The organism is Pseudalkalibacillus sp. R45, from assembly GCF_052246725.1.
Taxonomy (GTDB): Bacteria; Bacillota; Bacilli; order Bacillales; family Fictibacillaceae; genus Pseudalkalibacillus.
In genome coordinates this window covers 223,276-243,207 of record NZ_JBQQCL010000003.1, presented here as the reverse complement: position 1 = coordinate 243,207, position 19,932 = coordinate 223,276, and the positions used below count along the sequence as shown (strand labels likewise).

General features: G+C 37.5%; 13 protein-coding genes. 10 read left to right on the top strand and 3 right to left on the bottom strand.

Features of this window, described 5'->3' with window-relative positions; all coding sequences use genetic code 11:
- The first annotated feature begins 615 nt into the window (after positions 1-615).
- From ACTWQL_RS08825 to ACTWQL_RS08815, 3 genes are read left to right on the top strand one after another with little or no spacing between them, the layout of a single operon-like run.
- Positions 616-2,139, top strand: coding sequence for a hypothetical protein (locus ACTWQL_RS08825; RefSeq protein WP_443142076.1), 1,524 nt, complete (start codon positions 616-618; stop codon positions 2,137-2,139).
- Complete coding sequence (locus ACTWQL_RS08820; protein WP_443142075.1) at positions 2,136-2,735, top strand: ABC-three component system middle component 1; 600 nt, start codon at positions 2,136-2,138, stop codon at positions 2,733-2,735. Before ACTWQL_RS08825 ends, ACTWQL_RS08820 begins: the two co-directional genes overlap by 4 nt.
- The gene (locus ACTWQL_RS08815; protein WP_443142074.1) at positions 2,728-5,322 is read left to right on the top strand and encodes an AAA family ATPase; all 2,595 of its coding nucleotides are present in this window, start codon (positions 2,728-2,730) and stop codon (positions 5,320-5,322) included. The genes ACTWQL_RS08820 and ACTWQL_RS08815 overlap by 8 nt, the downstream gene beginning before the upstream one ends.
- 36 nt (positions 5,323-5,358) lie before the next feature.
- Here ACTWQL_RS08815 and ACTWQL_RS08810 read toward each other — a convergent pair whose 3' ends face one another.
- On the bottom strand, positions 5,359-5,721 hold the full coding sequence (locus tag ACTWQL_RS08810; protein ID WP_443142073.1) for a hypothetical protein: 363 nt from the start codon (positions 5,719-5,721) through the stop codon (positions 5,359-5,361).
- 142 nt (positions 5,722-5,863) lie between these two features.
- On the opposite strand from ACTWQL_RS08810, the gene ACTWQL_RS08805 reads away from it, so the two are divergent.
- Together ACTWQL_RS08805 and ACTWQL_RS08800 are read left to right on the top strand one after the other, a co-directional pair.
- Positions 5,864-9,010, top strand: coding sequence for a DUF3427 domain-containing protein (locus ACTWQL_RS08805; RefSeq protein WP_443142072.1), 3,147 nt, complete (start codon positions 5,864-5,866; stop codon positions 9,008-9,010).
- A gap of 15 nt (positions 9,011-9,025) precedes the next feature.
- Complete coding sequence (locus ACTWQL_RS08800; RefSeq protein WP_443142071.1) at positions 9,026-10,969, top strand: DNA/RNA helicase domain-containing protein; 1,944 nt, start codon at positions 9,026-9,028, stop codon at positions 10,967-10,969.
- Between the two features lie 39 nt (positions 10,970-11,008).
- Here ACTWQL_RS08800 and ACTWQL_RS08795 read toward each other — a convergent pair whose 3' ends face one another.
- Both ACTWQL_RS08795 and ACTWQL_RS08790 read right to left on the bottom strand, forming a co-directional pair.
- Positions 11,009-11,407: a (deoxy)nucleoside triphosphate pyrophosphohydrolase gene (locus ACTWQL_RS08795; protein WP_443142070.1), complete on the bottom strand. Its 399-nt coding sequence runs from the start codon at positions 11,405-11,407 to the stop codon at positions 11,009-11,011.
- A 138-nt stretch (positions 11,408-11,545) separates the two neighbouring features.
- Complete coding sequence (locus ACTWQL_RS08790; RefSeq protein ID WP_443142069.1) at positions 11,546-12,031, bottom strand: hypothetical protein; 486 nt, start codon at positions 12,029-12,031, stop codon at positions 11,546-11,548.
- 319 nt (positions 12,032-12,350) lie between these two features.
- Between ACTWQL_RS08790 and ACTWQL_RS08785 the strand changes: the two genes are divergently transcribed.
- From ACTWQL_RS08785 to mngB, 5 genes are all read left to right on the top strand, one after another.
- The gene (locus tag ACTWQL_RS08785) at positions 12,351-13,574 is read left to right on the top strand and encodes a YHYH domain-containing protein (RefSeq protein WP_443142068.1); all 1,224 of its coding nucleotides are present in this window, start codon (positions 12,351-12,353) and stop codon (positions 13,572-13,574) included.
- Positions 13,575-13,588: 14 nt separating this feature from the next.
- Positions 13,589-14,227, top strand: coding sequence for a PH domain-containing protein (locus ACTWQL_RS08780; protein ID WP_443142067.1), 639 nt, complete (start codon positions 13,589-13,591; stop codon positions 14,225-14,227).
- A gap of 141 nt (positions 14,228-14,368) precedes the next feature.
- On the top strand, positions 14,369-15,097 hold the full coding sequence (locus ACTWQL_RS08775; RefSeq protein WP_443142066.1) for a MurR/RpiR family transcriptional regulator: 729 nt from the start codon (positions 14,369-14,371) through the stop codon (positions 15,095-15,097).
- Positions 15,098-15,229: 132 nt separating this feature from the next.
- Positions 15,230-17,194, top strand: a complete 1,965-nt coding sequence (mngA, locus tag ACTWQL_RS08770) for a PTS 2-O-a-mannosyl-D-glycerate transporter subunit IIABC (protein ID WP_443142065.1) — start codon at positions 15,230-15,232, stop codon at positions 17,192-17,194.
- A 19-nt stretch (positions 17,195-17,213) separates the two neighbouring features.
- Entirely contained in the window at positions 17,214-19,823 is a 2,610-nt protein-coding gene (mngB, locus tag ACTWQL_RS08765; protein ID WP_443142064.1) for a mannosylglycerate hydrolase, read from the top strand.
- Positions 19,824-19,932 lie beyond the last annotated feature (109 nt).

Here is a 19,932-nt window from a genome sequence, read left to right as displayed (position 1 = left end):
AGAAGCATATAGAAAGATTAATTCAAAAATGGTTTCCTGTTATCTACAAGGGACCATTTTTTACTTATTACGATTTTCTATGTATTTGGATATTATTGCATTTGTGATAAGCACCAGCAAAATGTTTTGAATATTTTAAATATCTTTCAGCAAAATCCTGCCAATATATTATGTTTTAACAATGGATGTAAGAAATGGCTTCTCTTATGCATTCAAATCTTTACGTATACTCTAATTTTTCTGGTTCGTATTATGATTTGGAAGATAGACCCCTCGTGTTACCCGTTACTGGTCCTTTCCGATTTGATAGCTGTAACTTGCTGTCACTTGATAATAAGGCTTGTACAATATCCACATTCATTTCAGTAACCTTGCAAATTTTTTGTTTCTGTAATTGGATTAACTTTGTGCTTATAGAACAAGTACAGTATAGAATGACACTTTAACTCAATTCCCCAAGATGCCACCTTTTAGTTAGGTTGAGGACTATAACCATATGGTTACTTTTTAAAATATAAATCTATTTAAAAAGTAGCAAAAGTCCTTTAATCTATTTAAAATGTTATTTGTTATATAGTTCCGATTAATGTAATATTTAGTAAAAAGGAGGCTGTCATGTCGGTTCAATTAGAGGAAGTTATACATGATATACATAATGATAATCAAGACAGAGATGCTTTTCATTCAATTGTAGGATACTTCTACCAATTTGAATTGACTCTTTTACATATACTTACAGAAGGTACAGATGAAGATGCATTTGAAGAAGAACTGAGACCTGCAATATATAAAGTTGAAACTATCGAAGACTATGTTAAATACTTTGCTACAAATGAACGTAGTTACATTAGAGTTGCTCAAATTAAACATCATTCAAAAGGTGTTACCAATTCAAAGTACTATGATGCTGTACTATGGCTATATCTCAATTACCTTAAATTTTTAGAATTAAAAGTCGATAAGGAAGTATCATATAAAGCTGTTATTTTTCAATTTGATCCTAATGGAGAAAAAGATGTCCAAACGGTATTAAAGGCAGCATTTAATTCTTATGAGAACAAAAGAAAAAAAGAATTAGAAAAAATAAAAAAAGAAGGTAGTGGTAAGTCTCCGAAACATAATGTATGGGATAAAATTTCTGAAACTAAACTTGATTCTGAACAAAATAGAGATGGTTTCTTTAAAATTGCTAGCTTTAAAGCTACTAAAAGCCATAAAGAAATTTCTGATGAACTTAAATCCAAACTTTATTCGCTTTTTGGAGAATTAAAGAATGGATTTACACCAGAATTCTTGTATGGTGCAGCTATTACTAAACTTATTGAAGATGGACAAAAGGGTTTTGAATTAACTTTTGAGTCTCTTAAATCTTATTTCCAAGGAGACCCTTATGAAATGGATGATTTATACACTCAAAAGATAATTGATTTTATTTATTCTATTGCAGACTCTAATTTATCAGACATAGAAGTAGATATGGGTTTTGAAGATAGAGTGACTGAAAGCTATAGAATAATTTATAACGATGTTATAAAGCCTTTTTTAAAGAAAAAGTTAATTAAAAATGAACTTCGTAGCTCTTTCTTAAAGTCGATAACACCAAAAGAACTAAAAAAATTCTATCACAATGGTTCGGAAGAATTTATGGAGTTTCTTACATGTAGTAGCCCTATCGCCAATTTTCTCAGTAAGTTAGCAAAAATTCTATATTATCATCAGTTAGAAGAAAAAGAGATTGATAGTCTAGAAGACTGGTTCGAAATAAATGAAAAAGCATGGTTATTTAAATATCCTGCTGAAACAAGAGGAATTGGTGTTATTACTGGTGATATTTATGGTGAAAGCTTTTATGCTTGCTTACGACATTTGCTTCCTAGATTGAAGCAAAAAGGCATAAGACCAGATGTCTGGTATATGGGTCATAATGATCATGATTTTAATGCTTCTCAGAACTTAAATTATGAAATAGACATAACATTACCAAGAGAAGAACGAAAGCGACTAACATTCTGTGAAGTCGTAGATGATCATTTTCATGTGCAATGTATGGGGTGTCTATCCCAAAATAAATTTGAAAAAATATATCAAGTTCCAAATATTTTTGTAGATGGTTGTTTAATAAGGGGTGATAATAGTTGAAAATCGAAATCGTACTAGAATTTTTAAAATCAAATGGCTTTGAAGAAAAGAAATTTAATAGAGAATTCACTAAAAACAACTCCGAAGATATTTTACCATTTAATAACATATTCATTAATAGGAATGAAACGGAATTATACATTATCAAGGAGAAAAGTACTTATTTTACTCAAGAAGAAATAGAAACTTTTGAAAATAATATATTAGCTTTCATTCAACTTCTCCCTAATCGAAATCCATTAAAATATAATATTAATTTACTTTTGCTTTGTCCATTACATACTAAAGGTGCAGATAAGAGTATGGTGAATTTTCTTGTAGGACTAGAAAGGAATAAATATACGTGTAGAAAAATAGTTATGGATACAGCTATTTCTAACGATATGTTTATAAAAAATGAACTTTCCTTACTTCCCTCTTTCCCCATAAATATTGAATTAACTCCATATAAATCATTAAGGGAAAGTTTAGAGGAAGATGTAAAAACAGTTGTTAACCAGAAGTTATATAATGAGTTAATTAAATGGAATGAAGAATTGAATCTTGATACAGTTCTAAATCTCCTTGAATTAAGGGAGGAAAAATCTGATGAATAATGGTTTCTTTATAAAAGGTATAAAAATCCAGAATTTTAGAGGGTATGAACAGCAAGAGTTCACATTTTTTGATCAAAAAGAAAGTATGAGTGGTTTAATATTATTAGGAGGTCCAAATGGTTACGGGAAAACTTCATTATTAGATGCAATGGAGTGGTGTATGACTGGTACCATTCAAAGGATTGTCGAAGACTATGAAATTAGAAAAGAAAAAAATAAGAAGATGCAGAAATGTTTATTACGTCATAATGGTTCAAAAAAACAAGTAAGTGTAATTATGGATATTAGGTATCTAAATAATGATCTAAAATTAGAGAGGACTTTTTTAGGAGGTAATGAAAGTGATGGATTTTTTCCTGAAAACTCTATTTTTAAGGTTAATGGGGAAATCATCGAAAAGAAGCAAACAATTGATTTCTTATTAAATCAACCAATATCAAAAGAATTTTATGAACGATACACTAGTTCATATGAGAAAAACATAAGAGTGTATGAAAAAAGCAGGAATGATATCTATGATATGTTTGCAGCTTTCTTTGGGGGTACAAAGGAAGTAGAGACAATAATCAATAATTTGGATGGGTATCCTGGCAAAAAGAAAAGAAAAGGTTTAGTAGACGAATTAACTAATCAAATTTCAGAAGTATTTAAGACAGAATTTGATGTTGCAAAAAGTATGTATAATGATGCAGAGAAAAAACAAAAAGAATTAATTGTAGAAAGAAAAAATAGCGGTGATGTCTTAGTTAATATTAATGATTATCCAAAAGAAAAACTTTATGATCAAGAAGTATTTCCACAAGAAATATTAAATGATGATACACATTATCACGATAAAATAGATCGTATTAAGAAACAAATATTGCAACTTAAAGAATTGAAATATCTTAAAGAAAATGAATCTGTCTATGCGGAGTTAAACCCCTATCTAAATCAATTACATAATCAAAAACAACTACAAGATTTTAATAAACTGATTTATACTCCATTTAAACAATTTAGAGATGAAGTGTTAAGTGTACAGGGAAAAACAATAGAACGTTTAGAACAGGATATGTATATACACCACGGTAATAAAAGAGAGATTTTGGAATATAAGAATTCATCAAAAGTAGGGGTAGCAAAACTAAAATACATTGCTTCCAGTATTCTGGATAAAGACGATAGAGAATTTATTACTTTTTTAACGATGGATGAACATTTCTCGGATTTAGGAAAACTTGAAAACCAACTTGAAGGCTTTAAGAGTTCCGATGATGCAATTAATGCCCTAAGATCGTTAATAGATCATTCACAAGGATTCCACAAGCTACGCAGTGGGGGACAAGAAGAATGTCCTCTTTGCGGCAGTAAAGAATTATTTCCTATTCAAAGCAATGAACTTGTTATTAATGCTAGAGAAATTCTTGGGGAAGTAGATTCGAAAAGATCAAACCTCCAAAAATCGTACATCAAACAAAAAGAACAAATTAATGATACTTATAATCAATTTGTTAAGTATTTATTGAACTTAATTGATACAAAAATTAGCTCCATAAACAAATTATTAACGAATTTTGATAAGACGAAAAAATTAAAAAACGCTTGTACTTTATTTAAGCTAAACTTCAATGAATTAAATGAAGAAGTAATAAAAATTAAAAAACAGGAATTAGAACAGCAAATAATAGATAAAGATGATATTTATAGATTAGAGAATTCTTTATTAAACTTACTTGTAAATGATATTGGTGAACTTGATTTTGTTACTAGTGAATTTGGTGAAAATTTAATGAAACGTGATGAGTTTGTTTCTTTAAGTACTCAAGAGAAAATAGAATGTCTATTAAGGTTCAAAGAGTTGTTTAGAAATAAAAAAGAACAACTACCTGACGAGTTGACCATGGATAACATTGATGTTGAGAAAATAAATAAAAAGCTAACAATACTAGATGGAGTTGTACTAAGTCTTGTAAATGATAAAGTTATAAAAGAATCACAATATGATCTAGATAAGAAAGCTAAAGTGCTTAAACAAAAAGAAGTACTTCTCAAGAAAAAACAGAATAATTTAGAAGCTTTAAAAGAAATATCCCGAGAATTAAAGAAAAAAAGAAAAGAATGGGATAGACAGATGGTAGAAAAAATCCGTTTACCATTACAACAAATATATAGAAGGATAAACCGACATACTAATATAGAAGAAATTAATTTAATTATGGACGGAACAACAAAAACTAAAGCTAGTCTAATGGCAAGTATTAGTAATGAAGAAGTGTCGGCTACTAATATATTAAGTGCTGGTCAACTATCTGTTGTAGCTCTTTCAATTTTTTTAACAGTGGCAATGGGGCAAAAGAGAGGTGCTTTTAAGTGCTATTTTATGGATGATCCTATTCAAACAATGGATGATCTAAATATTCTTTCTTTTATTGATTTACTTCGTTCAGAACTTTCAAATAAAGAAAATAGATTTGTTGACCAACTATTTTTTACTACATGTGATGAAAATTTAGAAAATTTAATGATTCACAAAATGAAAAATTTTGGTGTTAACTTCTCACATATCCATTTTACTGGATATGGAGAATATGAAATGAGAACATAAAATTCAAGAAATGTATAAAAGATATCGTTGCTGAAATCAAACTTTAATATTGATTTTTTTATATTGCAATACAGCAAGACAAATTGATTCTGAAAGGGACTTTGAAACGGCCTTTCCTAAGTAAGGCAAATTATTATCATTTTTATGACTAATTATACAATGATATTTTTGATTTGAATAAATAATAACCATCTCTAAATTCTCTTGAATGACTCTTTTAGATAGGTCAATAGCATCGTGTAAATTTGATGTATAATGCCAATTACCAAGTTGGTAATGTTTATCATACCATTTTCTTCCTTCGATTGTAGAAAAGCACTCTAGGTTTAAAACAGTAGTACTTATTAAGAGGTTTCTTTCACGATTTGACATTTCGCTCCATTTATATTCCCTTTCCATGTGGCTCTCTCCTTTTATGTATAAAGGAGAGAATTCCCATCTCCTTATTTACTTATTTTTATGTAACCATAAGATAATTATTCCCCAACCTATTACTCTGGTATAATTACCAGTAATAGGTTTTTTCTTTTGGGGTGATTTTGTGTTTAAAGAGGGTTTGTATGAGAAGATTATTAATAAGAAGCTTAAGGAGAGTTTGACTGCTGTTGAACTTGAGACATTTGATATCGGTAAGGAACCGATCGATGTTGAAGAGGCGAGGAAAAAGCTGTCTGCTTATATTTCATACATAACGAGAAAGGCGTTGAAACTTGCTCGTGATCATGAAAGTGATGATAAGGAGGCATTGTTACGTCAGATCCGAGTGTGCAACGAAATCATTTATTACCTGAGTACATATGACCAGGAGTTTGAATCTCTTCAAATCGCTGAAGAAGGAGAGGTTCTCACTTCTATCTATTCAAAACTGAACACGATAAAGAGCTTGAAAAAGGACAAGCCAGTTCGCCCGGTTACGCCTTTATCTGAAAGCTCTCTTTTTACTGGTTCCAACTACGAACCGAATATGCTGAGTGAATTAAAGAAAGAAATACTAACCTCAAATGAGATCAATATGCTCGTTTCATTCATTAAATGGAGTGGTCTTCGCTGCATTATTGAAGAGCTTCGTGAATTTACGACTCGGAAAAATGGTGTGCTTTGCGTAATCACGACTTCTTACATGGAGGCGACTGATTACAAGGCGATTTTAGAGCTTAGCCAGCTTCCTAACACTGAAATAAAGATTTCCTATGATATTGAACGAACGCGTCTACATGCAAAGGCTTATATGTTCAAGCGGGATACTAGTTTTAGTACGGCTTATATCGGTTCCTCGAATCTTTCCAATCCAGCATTGACATCCGGTCTTGAATGGAACGTGAAAATTACAGAAAAAGACTCGTTCGATGTGATGAAGAAAGTGGATGCTACGTTTGAAACGTACTGGAATGATGAAGAGTTCGTAACGTTCAATCATGAAGATGAAAGTGATCGTAACCAGCTAAAAACCACGCTTAAAAAGTCAACTAGAGAAGAAACGCCACTTCATTTTTCTTTTGAAATCAAACCCTATCATTATCAGAAAGAAATATTAGAAAACCTTCAAGTCGAACGTGAGGTTTATAATCGGAATAAAAACCTCCTGGTTGCAGCAACCGGCGTAGGGAAGACTGTGATTTCTGCGTTCGACTTCAAGAGGTTTGTGAAACAGAATGGTCACCCACAGAGACTTTTGTTTATCGCACACCGTGAAGAAATTCTAAAACAAAGCAGAGATACATTCAGAGCCATTCTTCAAGACCTGAACTTCGGTGATCTCCTTGTGGGAAAAGAAAAGCCCGAAGAACTGGATCATCTATTCATCAGTATTCAGAGTTTCAATAGCACAAAGCTGTATGAAAAGACAACGCCTGATTATTATGATTTCATCATCGTGGATGAATTCCATCATGCAGCAGCAAATTCCTACAAAAAGCTTTTAGAATACTATCAACCGAAGATTTTACTTGGTATGACGGCTACACCAGAGCGGATGGACAGAAAGAGTGTATTAACATATTTTGATGACCGGATTGCCGCTGAGATGCGTTTGACAGAAGCGATTGATCGGAAACTCCTGAGCCCATTTCAATACTTCTGTGTGACAGATACAGAGGATCTTTCGAAGCTAAAATGGAGTCGCAAAGGTTATGACTTAAGAGAGCTAGAGAATGTGTACACGCATAACACGAGGCGCAGTTCGCAAATTTTGAAAAGCATCTATAAATACGTTACAGATATCGATGAGGTCAAAGGATTGGGTTTCTGTGTCGGAGTTGACCATGCAAAGTACATGGCCAATTTCTTTAATGAGCATGGAATTCCATCAATAGCCTTACATGGCGATTCCGATTCTGAGACAAGGCGTACTGCTAAACACCGGTTGTTATCGGGAGACATTCGGTTTATTTTTGTCGCTGATCTTTACAATGAGGGTGTCGACTTACCGGAGGTCAACACCGTTCTGTTCCTTCGCCCAACGGAAAGTTTAACTGTATTTCTTCAACAGTTGGGGAGAGGGTTACGGCTTGCAGAGGATAAAGAATGTCTTACAGTGCTCGATTTTATCGGCCAGGCTCACAAGGACTATAATTTTGAAGACAAGTTCCGAGCGTTGATGGGAAGAACGAAACATTCGGTCAAGCATTATGTAGAGAATGGGTTTTCCAATCTTCCGAAGGGCTCATTCATCCAGTTAGAAAAACAAGCGAAGGAATACATTTTAAGAAATATCAAGTCAACAGCAAACACTCGCGCCAACTTAGTTCAAAAGATGAAATACTTCAAAGAGGATACAGGTTTGGACCTTACGTTGGAAAATTTCTTGACCCATCATAACCTTTCCTTGTACGACTTTTATGGGAAAACCGGAGATCGTTCATTCTTTAGGATGAAGATCGAAGCGGGATTGTTGGAAGACCGGGTTGTTGAGGATGAAGTGAAAATCACAAAGCGGTTACCAAGTCTGTTTCATTTAAATTCTAAGAGACTTCTTACTTTTTACTTGAAATACCTAGATGGGTCTAAGGCAGAGGATAAGGAAGAGAAGTTGATGGTCAGCATGCTTTACTATTCCTTTTATAAAGTCTATCCAGAAAAAGAGAGATTTGGATCAATTGAGGAAGGTCTTCAACAAATCTTACAAACACCCGAAATAAAAGATGAGATCCGTTCAATTTTAACCTATAACTACAACCATCTTAAAGCGCTCGAAATCGAAAATGATTTTAGTTTTGAAAGTCCATTGGGCGTTCATAGCAAGTACTCCACTGCACAGATCATGGCTGCATTCGATTATTTTAATGAGGAGAAAAGTCCAGCCTTTCGCGAGGGTGCTAAACATTTTCAAGATAAGAATGTCGATATCCTCTTTATCACATTGAATAAGTCTGAGAAGGATTTTTCACCATCAACACTCTATGAAGATTATGCGATTAATGAACGGTTGTTCCATTGGCAGTCCCAGAGTACGGTTTCAGATACAAGTAAAACAGCTCAGCGTTACATACATCAAAGAGAAAACAACCATCAGATCGCACTGTTCATAAGAGAATACAAGAAGGAAAATGGCTACACTTCACCGTTTATATTCCTCGGAACCGCAGATTATGTACAACATTATGGAAGTAAGCCGATGAGTATAACATGGCGACTAAGACAAGAAATGCCGCCAATGTTAGTACCCAAAGCGAATAAGAATGTACTTTAAGTGAGGTGAAAAGAAGTGATTGTTTACGAGGCAACGAAGTCCGAATTCCTATCGGATGTTTTTGAAGACCAGCTTGTGCCGAACATTTGCAACAACTATAACACCAAAATCGGGAAGATCAATGAAAGTGAAGTTCGCTCCTGGGATAATTCAATGCAATATATGTACCGGGTCCTGATGGATAATGAGATTCCGAGTGATGCTGGAGTAGCGATTGAGTTTAAAATTCCGCATACGTCACGCAGAGTCGACTTTTTGATTTCGGGTAAGGAAGACACCACAAATTCAGTTGTAGTCGTAGAATTGAAGCAGTGGGAAAGTATTAAAAAGGTTGATAATAAAGAAGCAGTCGTGGAGACGTTGATCAATCGTGGAATCAGGGAAACAACCCACCCTTCATATCAAGCCTGGTCCTATGCTGCATTAATCAAAGATTATAATGAAAATGTACAAAATGAAAACATCGAGATTTATCCTTGTGCTTATCTCCATAACTACATTACTCCAGGTGTAAATGACCCTTTGACTGATGAAGTGTATCAGTACTATATCGACCAGGCTCCTATATTCATAAAAGGGAATGCCGGTAAATTACGTGATTTTATTAAGCGGTATATCAAGTTTGGTGACAACAAGGAAACCTTATATAAAATTGAGAGCGGTAGGATTCGACCTTCCAAGTCCCTTCAAGATTCCTTGAACAATATGTTGAAAGGTAATCAGGAATTCATCATGATTGATGATCAAAAGGTGGTCTATGAAACAGCCTTACAACTAGCTAAAGACGCTGTTCGGTCAAATAAGAAACATGTTCTTGTGGTCCAAGGTGGTCCTGGTACAGGGAAATCTGTACTTGCTATCAATTTGCTGGTTGAAATGACAAATCGTAGTTTAGTTTCACAATACGTTACGAAGAATGCTGCTCCAAGAAAAATTTATGCTAACAAGTTAAAGCAAGATTATCGCAAGGGGCATATCGATAACCTCTTTAAAGGCTCAGGAAGTTATGTGAATGCTCCTGAAAATGAATTTGATGTCCTAATTGTAGATGAAGCACACCGTTTAAATGAAAAATCTGGGATGTTTCAAAACCTTGGCGAAAATCAGATAAAAGAAATCATCAGTGCATCTAAACTATCAATCTTTTTTATCGATGAACGGCAACGGGTAACCTTAAAAGACGTTGGTAGTATCGGTATGATTGAAAAGTTTGCTATGGAACATGGTGCTCCTGTTACGAGAATGAATTTGGAATCTCAATTTCGATGTAATGGATCCGATGGGTATTTGGCGTGGATTGATGATGTTCTGCAAATCCGAGAGACAGCAAATGCAAACCACATCGCAAACAACTATGACTTCCGGATCTATTCTGATCCTAACGAGTTACGCTGTGAAATAGAAAAGTTAAATAGGGTGAAGAATAAATCAAGATTAGTAGCAGGATACTGTTGGGATTGGATTAAAGAAGGGAAAAGCAAATCAAATTATCATGATATTGTTTTACCGGAGCACGGATTCGGTATGAGCTGGAACCTTGATAGTTCGGAGACGTGGGCGATCGATCCAGAATCCGTGAATGAAGTCGGGTGTATCCATACGTGCCAGGGATTAGAGTTTGACTATGTAGGCGTGATTATTGGAGATGACCTTATCTATCGAGACCAAGAAATCAAAACCGACTATAACCAACGTGCTAAGACAGACAGTTCTCTCAAAGGAATTAAGAAAATGATGAAAGAAAATCCTGAGGAAGCTAAACGGTTAGCTGACGAAATTATTCGCAATACATACCGCACTCTGATGACCAGAGGACAAAAAGGATGCTTCGTATACTGTACGGATAAAGAACTGGAAAGGTATCTAGAAAAGCGGTTTACTGAAACCCAATTTGAATATAAAGAGAATGAATTCTTCAAGCCCGTAACAAGTGTTGCAGAAAATAATAGAGAATATTAAATGTTTAACCATCTCGCTGAGGTGTGGTCTTCTTCGAGACTACACTTTTTCTTTTATAAGCTGTTCAACAGCAGGGATATCAGCGGGTGCCCATACTAAGGACTTAAGATTATCTCTCTTAAGCCAAACGAGTTTAGAGTGTTCGGTTTCAACAGGATCTCCTTCAATAAGTCTTGCTTTCAGTGCAATTAAATTAATAATGAAAGAGTCATATTCATGTATGATCTCGTTAAATACTTCGGATGCTTTGATTTCACATGTTAACTCTTCTTTAATTTCCCTCTCTAACGCTGTTTGAAGATTTTCCCCTTCTTTTACTTTACCGCCAGGGAATTCCCACATATTTGGTATCGCCATTGTGGGTGAACGTAAAGCACATAGAATTTCTTCATTATCATTTTCAATAATGGCAGCAACTACTTTTACGGTTTTCTTCACTTTACCCCTTCCTTTCTCTACCCTCATGATAGCATAGCTTTAGAAGGGAATTTGTTCGAAATGATTCTTAGCTTGATCTAAGTACACTATCGATCTCTCTCTTCAATTCACTAAAATGAACTGAATAAAAATCTTTCTTTATGGTGGAGAGTGAATATTCTTTTGCTCTGGGTAATGTTCATTTAGAAACCTCGTAGAGACCACGTAAAATTCCCAATTATCCATGTCGAGAATATTGTAGTTTGTTTTGTCTTGATCGGTATAAACACAAAATACATAGCAGTCTGAATTTTTCTTTACTTCAGAACTCCAGTTGCCTGTAGCTGGATCCCAGGCTCTTGTTTTAGAAATACTGAAGGAAATGCTTGAAGGCTTCTTTTGGTACCATGATTGAATGTAAGCAGCCGACTTCACTTCAATAAAGTTTCCGTTGTACTCAAAGTCTGCCTTATCCCATTCAATTCGTGGTTTATCCGTTAATCCTAAAGAGTGACCAACTAAAAATTCGGCAAATATTCCTCGATTCCGGTTACTTAAAAGATCTGAGTACGCCCAGCGCCAAAACTCTGAAACAGAGGTCCTTGTTCCTTTTATCTGTTGGTCTTTTTCGATCTTAGAAGGCACTATATCCCTCCTTAAGGGTAGTATATTCGTCCATACCCTTATATTGAAATAAAAATCAATTATATCGTCGCCTTAAATTTGGACTAGCTGCATAATTAATTTGAATTCTAGTAGGTAAAGACTTAATTTATCCATTAAAACTAAAAGACTCTGAACTGTTCTAAAAATAGTTGAAAATAACTCAATAAACTATATTAATATGTCGATAGCTTGTTTGCTTACGGTTTTTTTATTAGAAAAATGTTGGAAAATAGTTATATTAATTTTCGTTTTAATATATTAAAATATAATTGTAGAAAATTATGGGAAGGGATGCAACATGAGGAAATTATTTAGTTTATTACTCACTATTATTTTAATTGTTTCAACCTCTGACTTTATATATGCTCATTCCGGTAGGACTGACAGTAGCGGAGGACACAATTGTTCAGAGAAATCTAAAGCTAAGGGTTTATGTACTGGTTACCATTATCATAATGGGGGAGGTAGTTCATCAGGAGGATCGTCCTCTGCAGGCACTTCTTCAACTCAATCCTCTGATAAAGACTGTTCAGATTTTGCAAGTTATGATGAAGTTGTAGAGTATTGGAACAAAAAGGGCTATTCCAAAACCAATGATCCTGAAAGACTTGATGGTTGGGGGAACACCGTAGATGATGGTATCCCTTGTGAGGTACCTAGCGGGTATGATACTTCAAAGATCAATGGTAGCCCTGAACAAATTGCCAAGCAAAATGCTGAAAAAGATAAAGCAAATGGAGAAGCTAAAGGGTTTGATATAGGTTATCAAGATGGATATAACGAAAAAGATGAGAACCCCACAACCTCTAAAGGATCAGATGCGTACAAAGAAGGCTTTAAGACAGGTTATATAAAAGGTTTTAAAGATGGAACTGGAAAAATCACCGGTTTAAAAGAACAAGCTGAAGAAGCAGGTTATAAATTAGGTCAAAAGACAGACAAAATTGATATTCCTACGAAATACAGCCAAAATGTTATCTTAAAAGCGACTTTTGAAAAGGGCTTTAAAGAAGCTGTATCAGAAAGAGTAAAAGAAAAAGAAGATGAATATAGAGAAAAAGGCTATAATAACGGGAAAAACGACACAGAACAAAATTTAAATGATTTAGAAGAAAATTACCTGAAAGCATATCAAGATGGTTACGAAAAAGGACAAAAAGAACTACGGGATGAATACTACAAAAAGGGTTATAATGATGCGTTTAAAATGCTTGATTATAAACAACCCAATTTTCTTAAAGAAAAATATACAAAATGGTATAAAGAAGGCTTTGAATCTAATAATGATGTAATTGAAATTCAAGATGAAGCATACGAGCTCGGTTTATCAGGCGAGAAGTTATATATACCTGAAAAGTATATTAAATCTGAAGAAATATTTAACCATTATTTTGAATTAGGAGCTATAGAATACCAAGAAGAACAAAGACAAGAGAATGCTCAAACCACAGTAGGAATGGGAGTTCTTTTAGCTGGATGGTTAGCTAGACGTTTTTATGTTGCTAAGAAAATGATTGCTTAAAGGGGGGATTTCATATGGGAATTTACCAGAAGGTGTGTTATAAAGTTGAGGACGTTTTTGTAAATATATTAACGAAAAAAGAAGATCCTAAATTAGTTAGAGAAAAAGTAACATCTTATCGTACTGAAAAAGAAAAAAAGAAAGCAATCAAAAAAGCTGAACTTGAAGAAAAGCGAGCTCATTACAAAAAGGAGCAAGAATTAAAAGAAGAACAGGAAAAACAAGAAGTACTAGCAATACTTTCAAAAGTGGTTGATATAAACCAACTCGAATATTCTCAGTATGAGTATCAGGAAGTAAAAAGAAATAAAGCTTATTTTGAATCAGTACTACAAAATATTTTTGAAAAAGATGAATATGGATTTACGTTTTTAGCTTGTGAATTTGATAAATCTAGTAAAAAAGAAACTAAAGGATACCTATTCGCTACAAATAAAAGGGTATGGTTTGTTGGAAATAAGTATAATAGTGATTTTCAACAAAAGTTCAGATATCAAACAATTAAAAATGTTCAATGGTTTAAAGATGGGTTACTTGAAAGAGGACTAAAAATGCAATATGGCGTTAAAAAGTTAGAATTTGATGAAATATTTGATTTTGAGCAAATGAAACGTTTTGGTGATTTAGTGCTTAATGAAGCAGCTAAATACTAATATATTAATAAAAAAAGATCTATTCTTAGCTGAATAGGTCTTTTTTTGTAGTATTTATATACATACTAAGGATAGAAATCTAAAAGATGTTAAAATAAAAGTTATTAAGATTTGCTGTACATGAAGGGTGGTGGGGTGTAGGTGAATTTACAGGAACGAGCTCATAAATACGAATACAAATTAAATGATACGGATGACCAGATCGTTGAGTTTATGCTGAGTCATCGGGATCAGGTGATTGAGATATCGATTCAGGCGTTGGCGAAGGAGTTGTTCACTGTTCCGAATACCATCACTAGGTTAACGAAGAAGCTTGGATATGATGGCTTCTCGCAGCTGAAGAATGAGCTGAAAGATGAACTGCGGTTGGAGAGCGAAGCGGAAGAGGGGACGATCCAATACAACATGAACCGGACACTGGAACTTGTCGATTATGATCTGATCCGGCAGGTGACGAAACAGATCCTCCAATCCCGCCACATCTACATTTTCGGTGTAGGGGATAACCTGCCATTCTGTGAGCTGTTCACTACCCACCTGAAAATCGGCGGGCAGACAGCGGAATACTTTTTACATCGGCATGATGCGATTTATGCCATCAACCATGCGGGAAAACAGGATGTGCTATTCTTGATCAGTATTTCCGGTGAGACGGATCAGATGATTGAGATGGCGGAACTCGCCAGGGAAAAAGGGGTTACGGTCATATCATTGACCCACTTTACCCGCAACCCACTCCAAGAGAAAGCGGATTACAAATTATTTTTTTATTCTCCAAAAAAGATGCTTGAAAACTACAATATTTCGGATAAAACACCGGTCATGATGGTGCTACAGCTGTTATCGAACGAATTATGGGAAAACGTGTAATGTGTGTATAAATACACATGTAACCGTTTTCTTTTTGTTTGTCTGTGTAAAAGTATGAAGAAATTAAGCGCTTCCTTTCCCTGTGCTACTATGAACACAATTTACTGAGCTAGTATGAAGGGAGAGCATACAGTGCGACTACAAACTCTTACGTCACCTGACTTGATCAGTACGGGACGATCCTTTGAAACGAAAGAGGAAGCGATCCGGTACCTGGTTCGACAGTTGGGTGAAGCCGGAAAATTGAACTCAGAAGAAGCGTTTTACCAGGCTGTGATGGAACGCGAAACGCAGTCCCCAACAGGTTTTGAAGGCGGACTCGCGATTCCGCACGGAAAGTCTGATGCGGTAAAAGAAGCGGCTTTTGCCGTAGCAACACTCCCGACTCCATTGGAGGATTGGGAGAGCATTGATGAAAACAACAAAGTCCAGTTGGTGATTTTGTTAGCGATACCAGATAATGAAGCTGGTTCAACCCACCTTTCCTTGCTTTCTGAATTTACAACGAGACTCGCAGATCCGTCTTATATGGCTGGTTTGGTGAATGCTAAGACGAACAAAGAGCTTTATCAGGCGTTGGATCAGAAGGATGAAGAAAAGCCAGTGGCGTCTGAATCTTTTAAACGGACAATCCTAGCCGTCACCGCTTGTCCTGCTGGCATCGCCCATACGTATATGGCGGCTGAATCGCTTATCCGTGCTGGGAATGAGTTAGGCGTGAAGGTTGTCGTTGAAAAACAAGGTGCGAACGGCATTGAAGACGCGCATTCGAAAGCGCAGATCCGAAAAGCGGATGCAGTCATTTTCGCTGCGGATGTTGCGGTGAAAAACCAGGAGCGTTTTGCTGGTTTACCGCGGGTTACAACGTCCGTCGCGGCTCCTCTTAAAAATGCAGAGGGGATCTTGAAGCAAGCGATTGAGAAGGCGGATAAAGCTGGCATCAATAATGCTCGACAAGAAGAAATCGATGACGCCTATGAAGAAGAACCTGAAAACAAACCGTTCAAGGTTGAAATCAAAGATTCGATTCTGACGGGGATTTCCTACATCATCCCGGTCATTGTCGCCGGCGGAATGACGCTAGCGTTTGCGGTCCTCATTTCACAGGCGTTCGGTCTGCAGGAACTCTATGAAACAGAAGGCTCCTGGCTCTGGCTGTTCAGAGAATTAGGCGGAACACTGCTCGGAACCTTGATGGTGCCGATTTTAGCAGCATATATGGCGTATTCAATCGGTGATAAACCTGCGCTTGGACCTGGTTTTGCAGCTGGTGTCTGTGCAAACTTAATTGGAAGTGGATTCCTCGGTGGTATGCTCGGTGGTTTCCTAGCCGGTTATATCATCAAGTTTTTGAAAAAGAACGTCCAAACCTCTGGAACGTTCTCAGGCTTTGTGAGCTTTTGGCTTTATCCCGTGTTAGGCACATTGTCCGTCGGTGCGATCATGCTGTTTGTCGTCGGCGAACCGCTCGCAGCACTCAATAGTGGTCTGATCAGCTGGCTTGAAGGCATGTCAGGCGCGAATGCGATCCTGCTTGGCGCAATCATCGGAGCGATGGTGTCCTTCGACCTCGGCGGACCGGTGAACAAAGCCGCTTATACATTCTGTATCGGTGCGATGGCGAGCGGAAACATCATACCGTATGCGGCATTTGCATCCGTTAAAATGGTTTCAGCCTTTGCTGTGACAGGTGCGACGATCATCGGAAAGAAATACTTCACCGAACCGGAGCAACAGGTCGGAAAGCAAACGTGGCTCTTAGGACTAGCAGGGATCACAGAAGGTGCGATCCCGTTCATGATCAATGATCCGTTACGTGTCATTCCATCGTTGATCGCAGGTTCTGCCGTGACAGGCGGTATCGTCGCTTTCTTCGATATTGGTTTGAATGTACCAGGAGCAGGGATCTTCTCACTCGCACTTCTTGAAGGTCCAGCCCTCGTTGTAGCGGCCGGTATCTGGTTGGGTGCAGCATTACTCGGCGCCTTCATCTCGATGGTGTTATTGATCATCACGCGGAAAAACAAATTGAAGAAACAGCCTGATACAAAGGAAGAACGTGAAGAAGCACAAATGCAAGCAGTCGCAAATTCATAAACAGAGGTAGGTTTTCACATTGAAACAAGTCCACATCGTGCCTCATATGCACTGGGATCGTGAATGGTATTTTTCCACCGAAGAATCACGGATCCTGCTCGTGAACAATATGGAAGAGATCATGGAACGTCTGGAGAATGACCCGGATTATCCGTACTATGTCCTGGATGGCCAGACGTCCATTTTAGAAGATTATTTTGCAGTAAAACCAGAAAACAAAGAACGGGTGAAGAAGCTCGTTCAGGAAGGGAAGCTGATCGTTGGACCGTGGTACACCCAGACCGATGAAATGGTCGTCGGTGGCGAGTCGATCGTCCGCAATCTGCTGTATGGACTCAAGGACACCAAAGAATTTGGAGATCCGATGATGATCGGCTATCTTCCGGATTCGTTCGGACAGTCGGCTCAGATGCCGCAGATCCTGAATGGTTTTGGCATTGAACGTAGCATGTTCTGGCGCGGGACATCTGAACGTCATGGGACAGACCGAACAGAGTTTTACTGGAAGTCGAATGACGGCTCGAAAGTCCTCGTCCAGCTCTTGCCGCTCGGGTATGCAATCGGGAAGTATCTGCCGGAAGAGGAGGACGCGTTGAAAGAGCGGATGGACAAGTATTTTGGTGTACTCGATAAAGGCGCGACTTCCGAGCATCTGCTTGTCCCGAACGGGCATGATCAGATGCCGATCCAGCAGAACATCTATCCGGTCATGGAAAAATTGAAAAAGCTCTACCCGGACCGTGACTTCTTTTTAAGCAAATTTGAAAATGTGTTTGACGCGATCGAGTCTGAGGACTTGCCTGAGATTGAAGGTGAATTCCTTGATGGAAAGTACATGCGTGTCCACCGCAGCATCTTTTCAACGCGGGCGGACATTAAAGCGGCCAACACCAGGGTCGAAAATAAGATTACGAATATCTTAGAACCGCTTGCGTCCATCGCCTATAAGCTCGGGTTTGAGTATCACCATGGTCTGCTCGAGCTGATCTGGAAAGAGATTATGAAGAACCATGCACATGACAGCATCGGCTGTTGTTGTTCGGATAAAGTCCATCAGGAAATCGCGAACCGGTTGTTCCTGGCTGAAGAGAAGACCGACCAGTTGATTGAATTTTATAAGCGGCAGATTGTTGATGCGATGGAAACAGACCGTGAAGATGATCGGTTGACGGTATTCAATCTTCTCCCATATGAACGGGAAGAGGTAATGACGACAGACGTGATTACGAAGAATGGCGCTTTCCGGTTGGTCGATGAACATGGTAAGGAGCAAGCGTTCGAGATGATCCATTCAGAAGAAATCGATCCAGGACTGATTGACCGCCAGATCGTCCACTACGGAAACTATGAAACTTTCATGAAGTATACGATTCAGTGGAAGGGGAACGTCCCGGCGATGGGTTACCGGACCCTGTTTGTCGTAAACGAAGAGCGTGAGATGATTAACTCGATTGAACAGAAAGATGTCGTGGATACCGAGTACTTCACGATTTCCGTCAATCCGAATGGAACGTTGAAAGTGCTCGATAAACGGACGGATCAGCACTTCGATCAGGTGCTTCTCCTTGAAAATGGAGGAGATGACGGTGACGAGTATGATTATTCACCACTCCCGGATGAAGAGCTTATCTATTCGGATTCGGTGGATGCCCATATCGGCATCGCGCAAAATGCGTATGAGGGAACGATTACGATCGACTATTCCTTTGACGTTCCGCAAGACCTGGAAAGCAGAAAGCGCGGGGCACTCGATAGTAAGGTGGATGTGTCTTTCCGCATCATGGTGTCGAATGACAAGCCGCGGATCGATGTATCGTGCGAGATGGACAACCAGGCGAAGGATCATCGTTTGCGCGCGTTCATTCCAACAGGCTTGCAATCTTCTTTTTCAGTATCAGACAACCAGTTCGGTTCGATCAAAAGACTGGTATATGATGAAGCGATGGATGTTTGGGAAGAGGAAAGCTGGAGTGAACGTCCGGACCCGATCTATCCGATGTTGAATTATGTCGGGCTCTCGAATGACGACTACGGGGTCAGTGTGCTGACGAATAGTGTCCGAGAATACGAGATTGTCGGGGAAGACTATGATACGATCGCGATCACGCTGTTCCGAAGTGTCGGGTATATCGGAAAAGCAGAAATGATCCGGAGACCAGGCAGACCATCAGGGATCAAAATGCCGACGCCAGACTCGCAAATGCTAGGGAAATTGAATCTCGAGTTTGCAATCCTTACGCATAAAGGGACGACGTTGGAAGCGAATGTAGGACGCGCGGCGAAAGAATACCTCACACCACTGCATGCATATAACAAGATTCCATACAACGCGATGAAGCTGAATGCTTCCAAGGTACGTACGCCGTTGAGTTATACGCTGCTTCAGGAAGAAGAGCCAAAAGCCGTCCTAAGCACGTTGAAAAAAGCAGAGAATAAAGATGCATTGGTAATGCGGATGTTCAATGCTAAAGAAGAGGACATCGCAACAGGTTACAAGGTGACAGAAGAAGTAAATCAAGCTGCTCTTGTCAATTTGAATGAAGAAGTGATAGATTCTCTTGGTGTAAAAAATAACAGGTTTAAAGTAGAACTTAAATCAAATCAGGTACGAACGGTTCGTATCAAATAATACAATTAAATAAGTAGTATAAATAGTTTCAGCATGAAAGATGATTTCGGTACTTACACGAGGTCATCTTTTTTATTTTTCTGAAAATTCTGTTGACAAGCTAATTTAT

Excerpts from the sequence above, each read along its gene's own strand:
- ACTWQL_RS08825 (WP_443142076.1), top strand. The coding sequence starts at position 616 with ATGTCGGTTCAATTAGAGGAAGTTATACATGATATACATAATGATAAT.
- ACTWQL_RS08815 (WP_443142074.1), top strand. The coding sequence starts at position 2,728 with ATGAATAATGGTTTCTTTATAAAAGGTATAAAAATCCAGAATTTTAGA.
- ACTWQL_RS08810 (WP_443142073.1), bottom strand. The coding sequence starts at position 5,721 with ATGGAAAGGGAATATAAATGGAGCGAAATGTCAAATCGTGAAAGAAAC.
- ACTWQL_RS08785 (WP_443142068.1), top strand. The coding sequence starts at position 12,351 with ATGAGGAAATTATTTAGTTTATTACTCACTATTATTTTAATTGTTTCA.
- ACTWQL_RS08780 (WP_443142067.1), top strand. The coding sequence starts at position 13,589 with ATGGGAATTTACCAGAAGGTGTGTTATAAAGTTGAGGACGTTTTTGTA.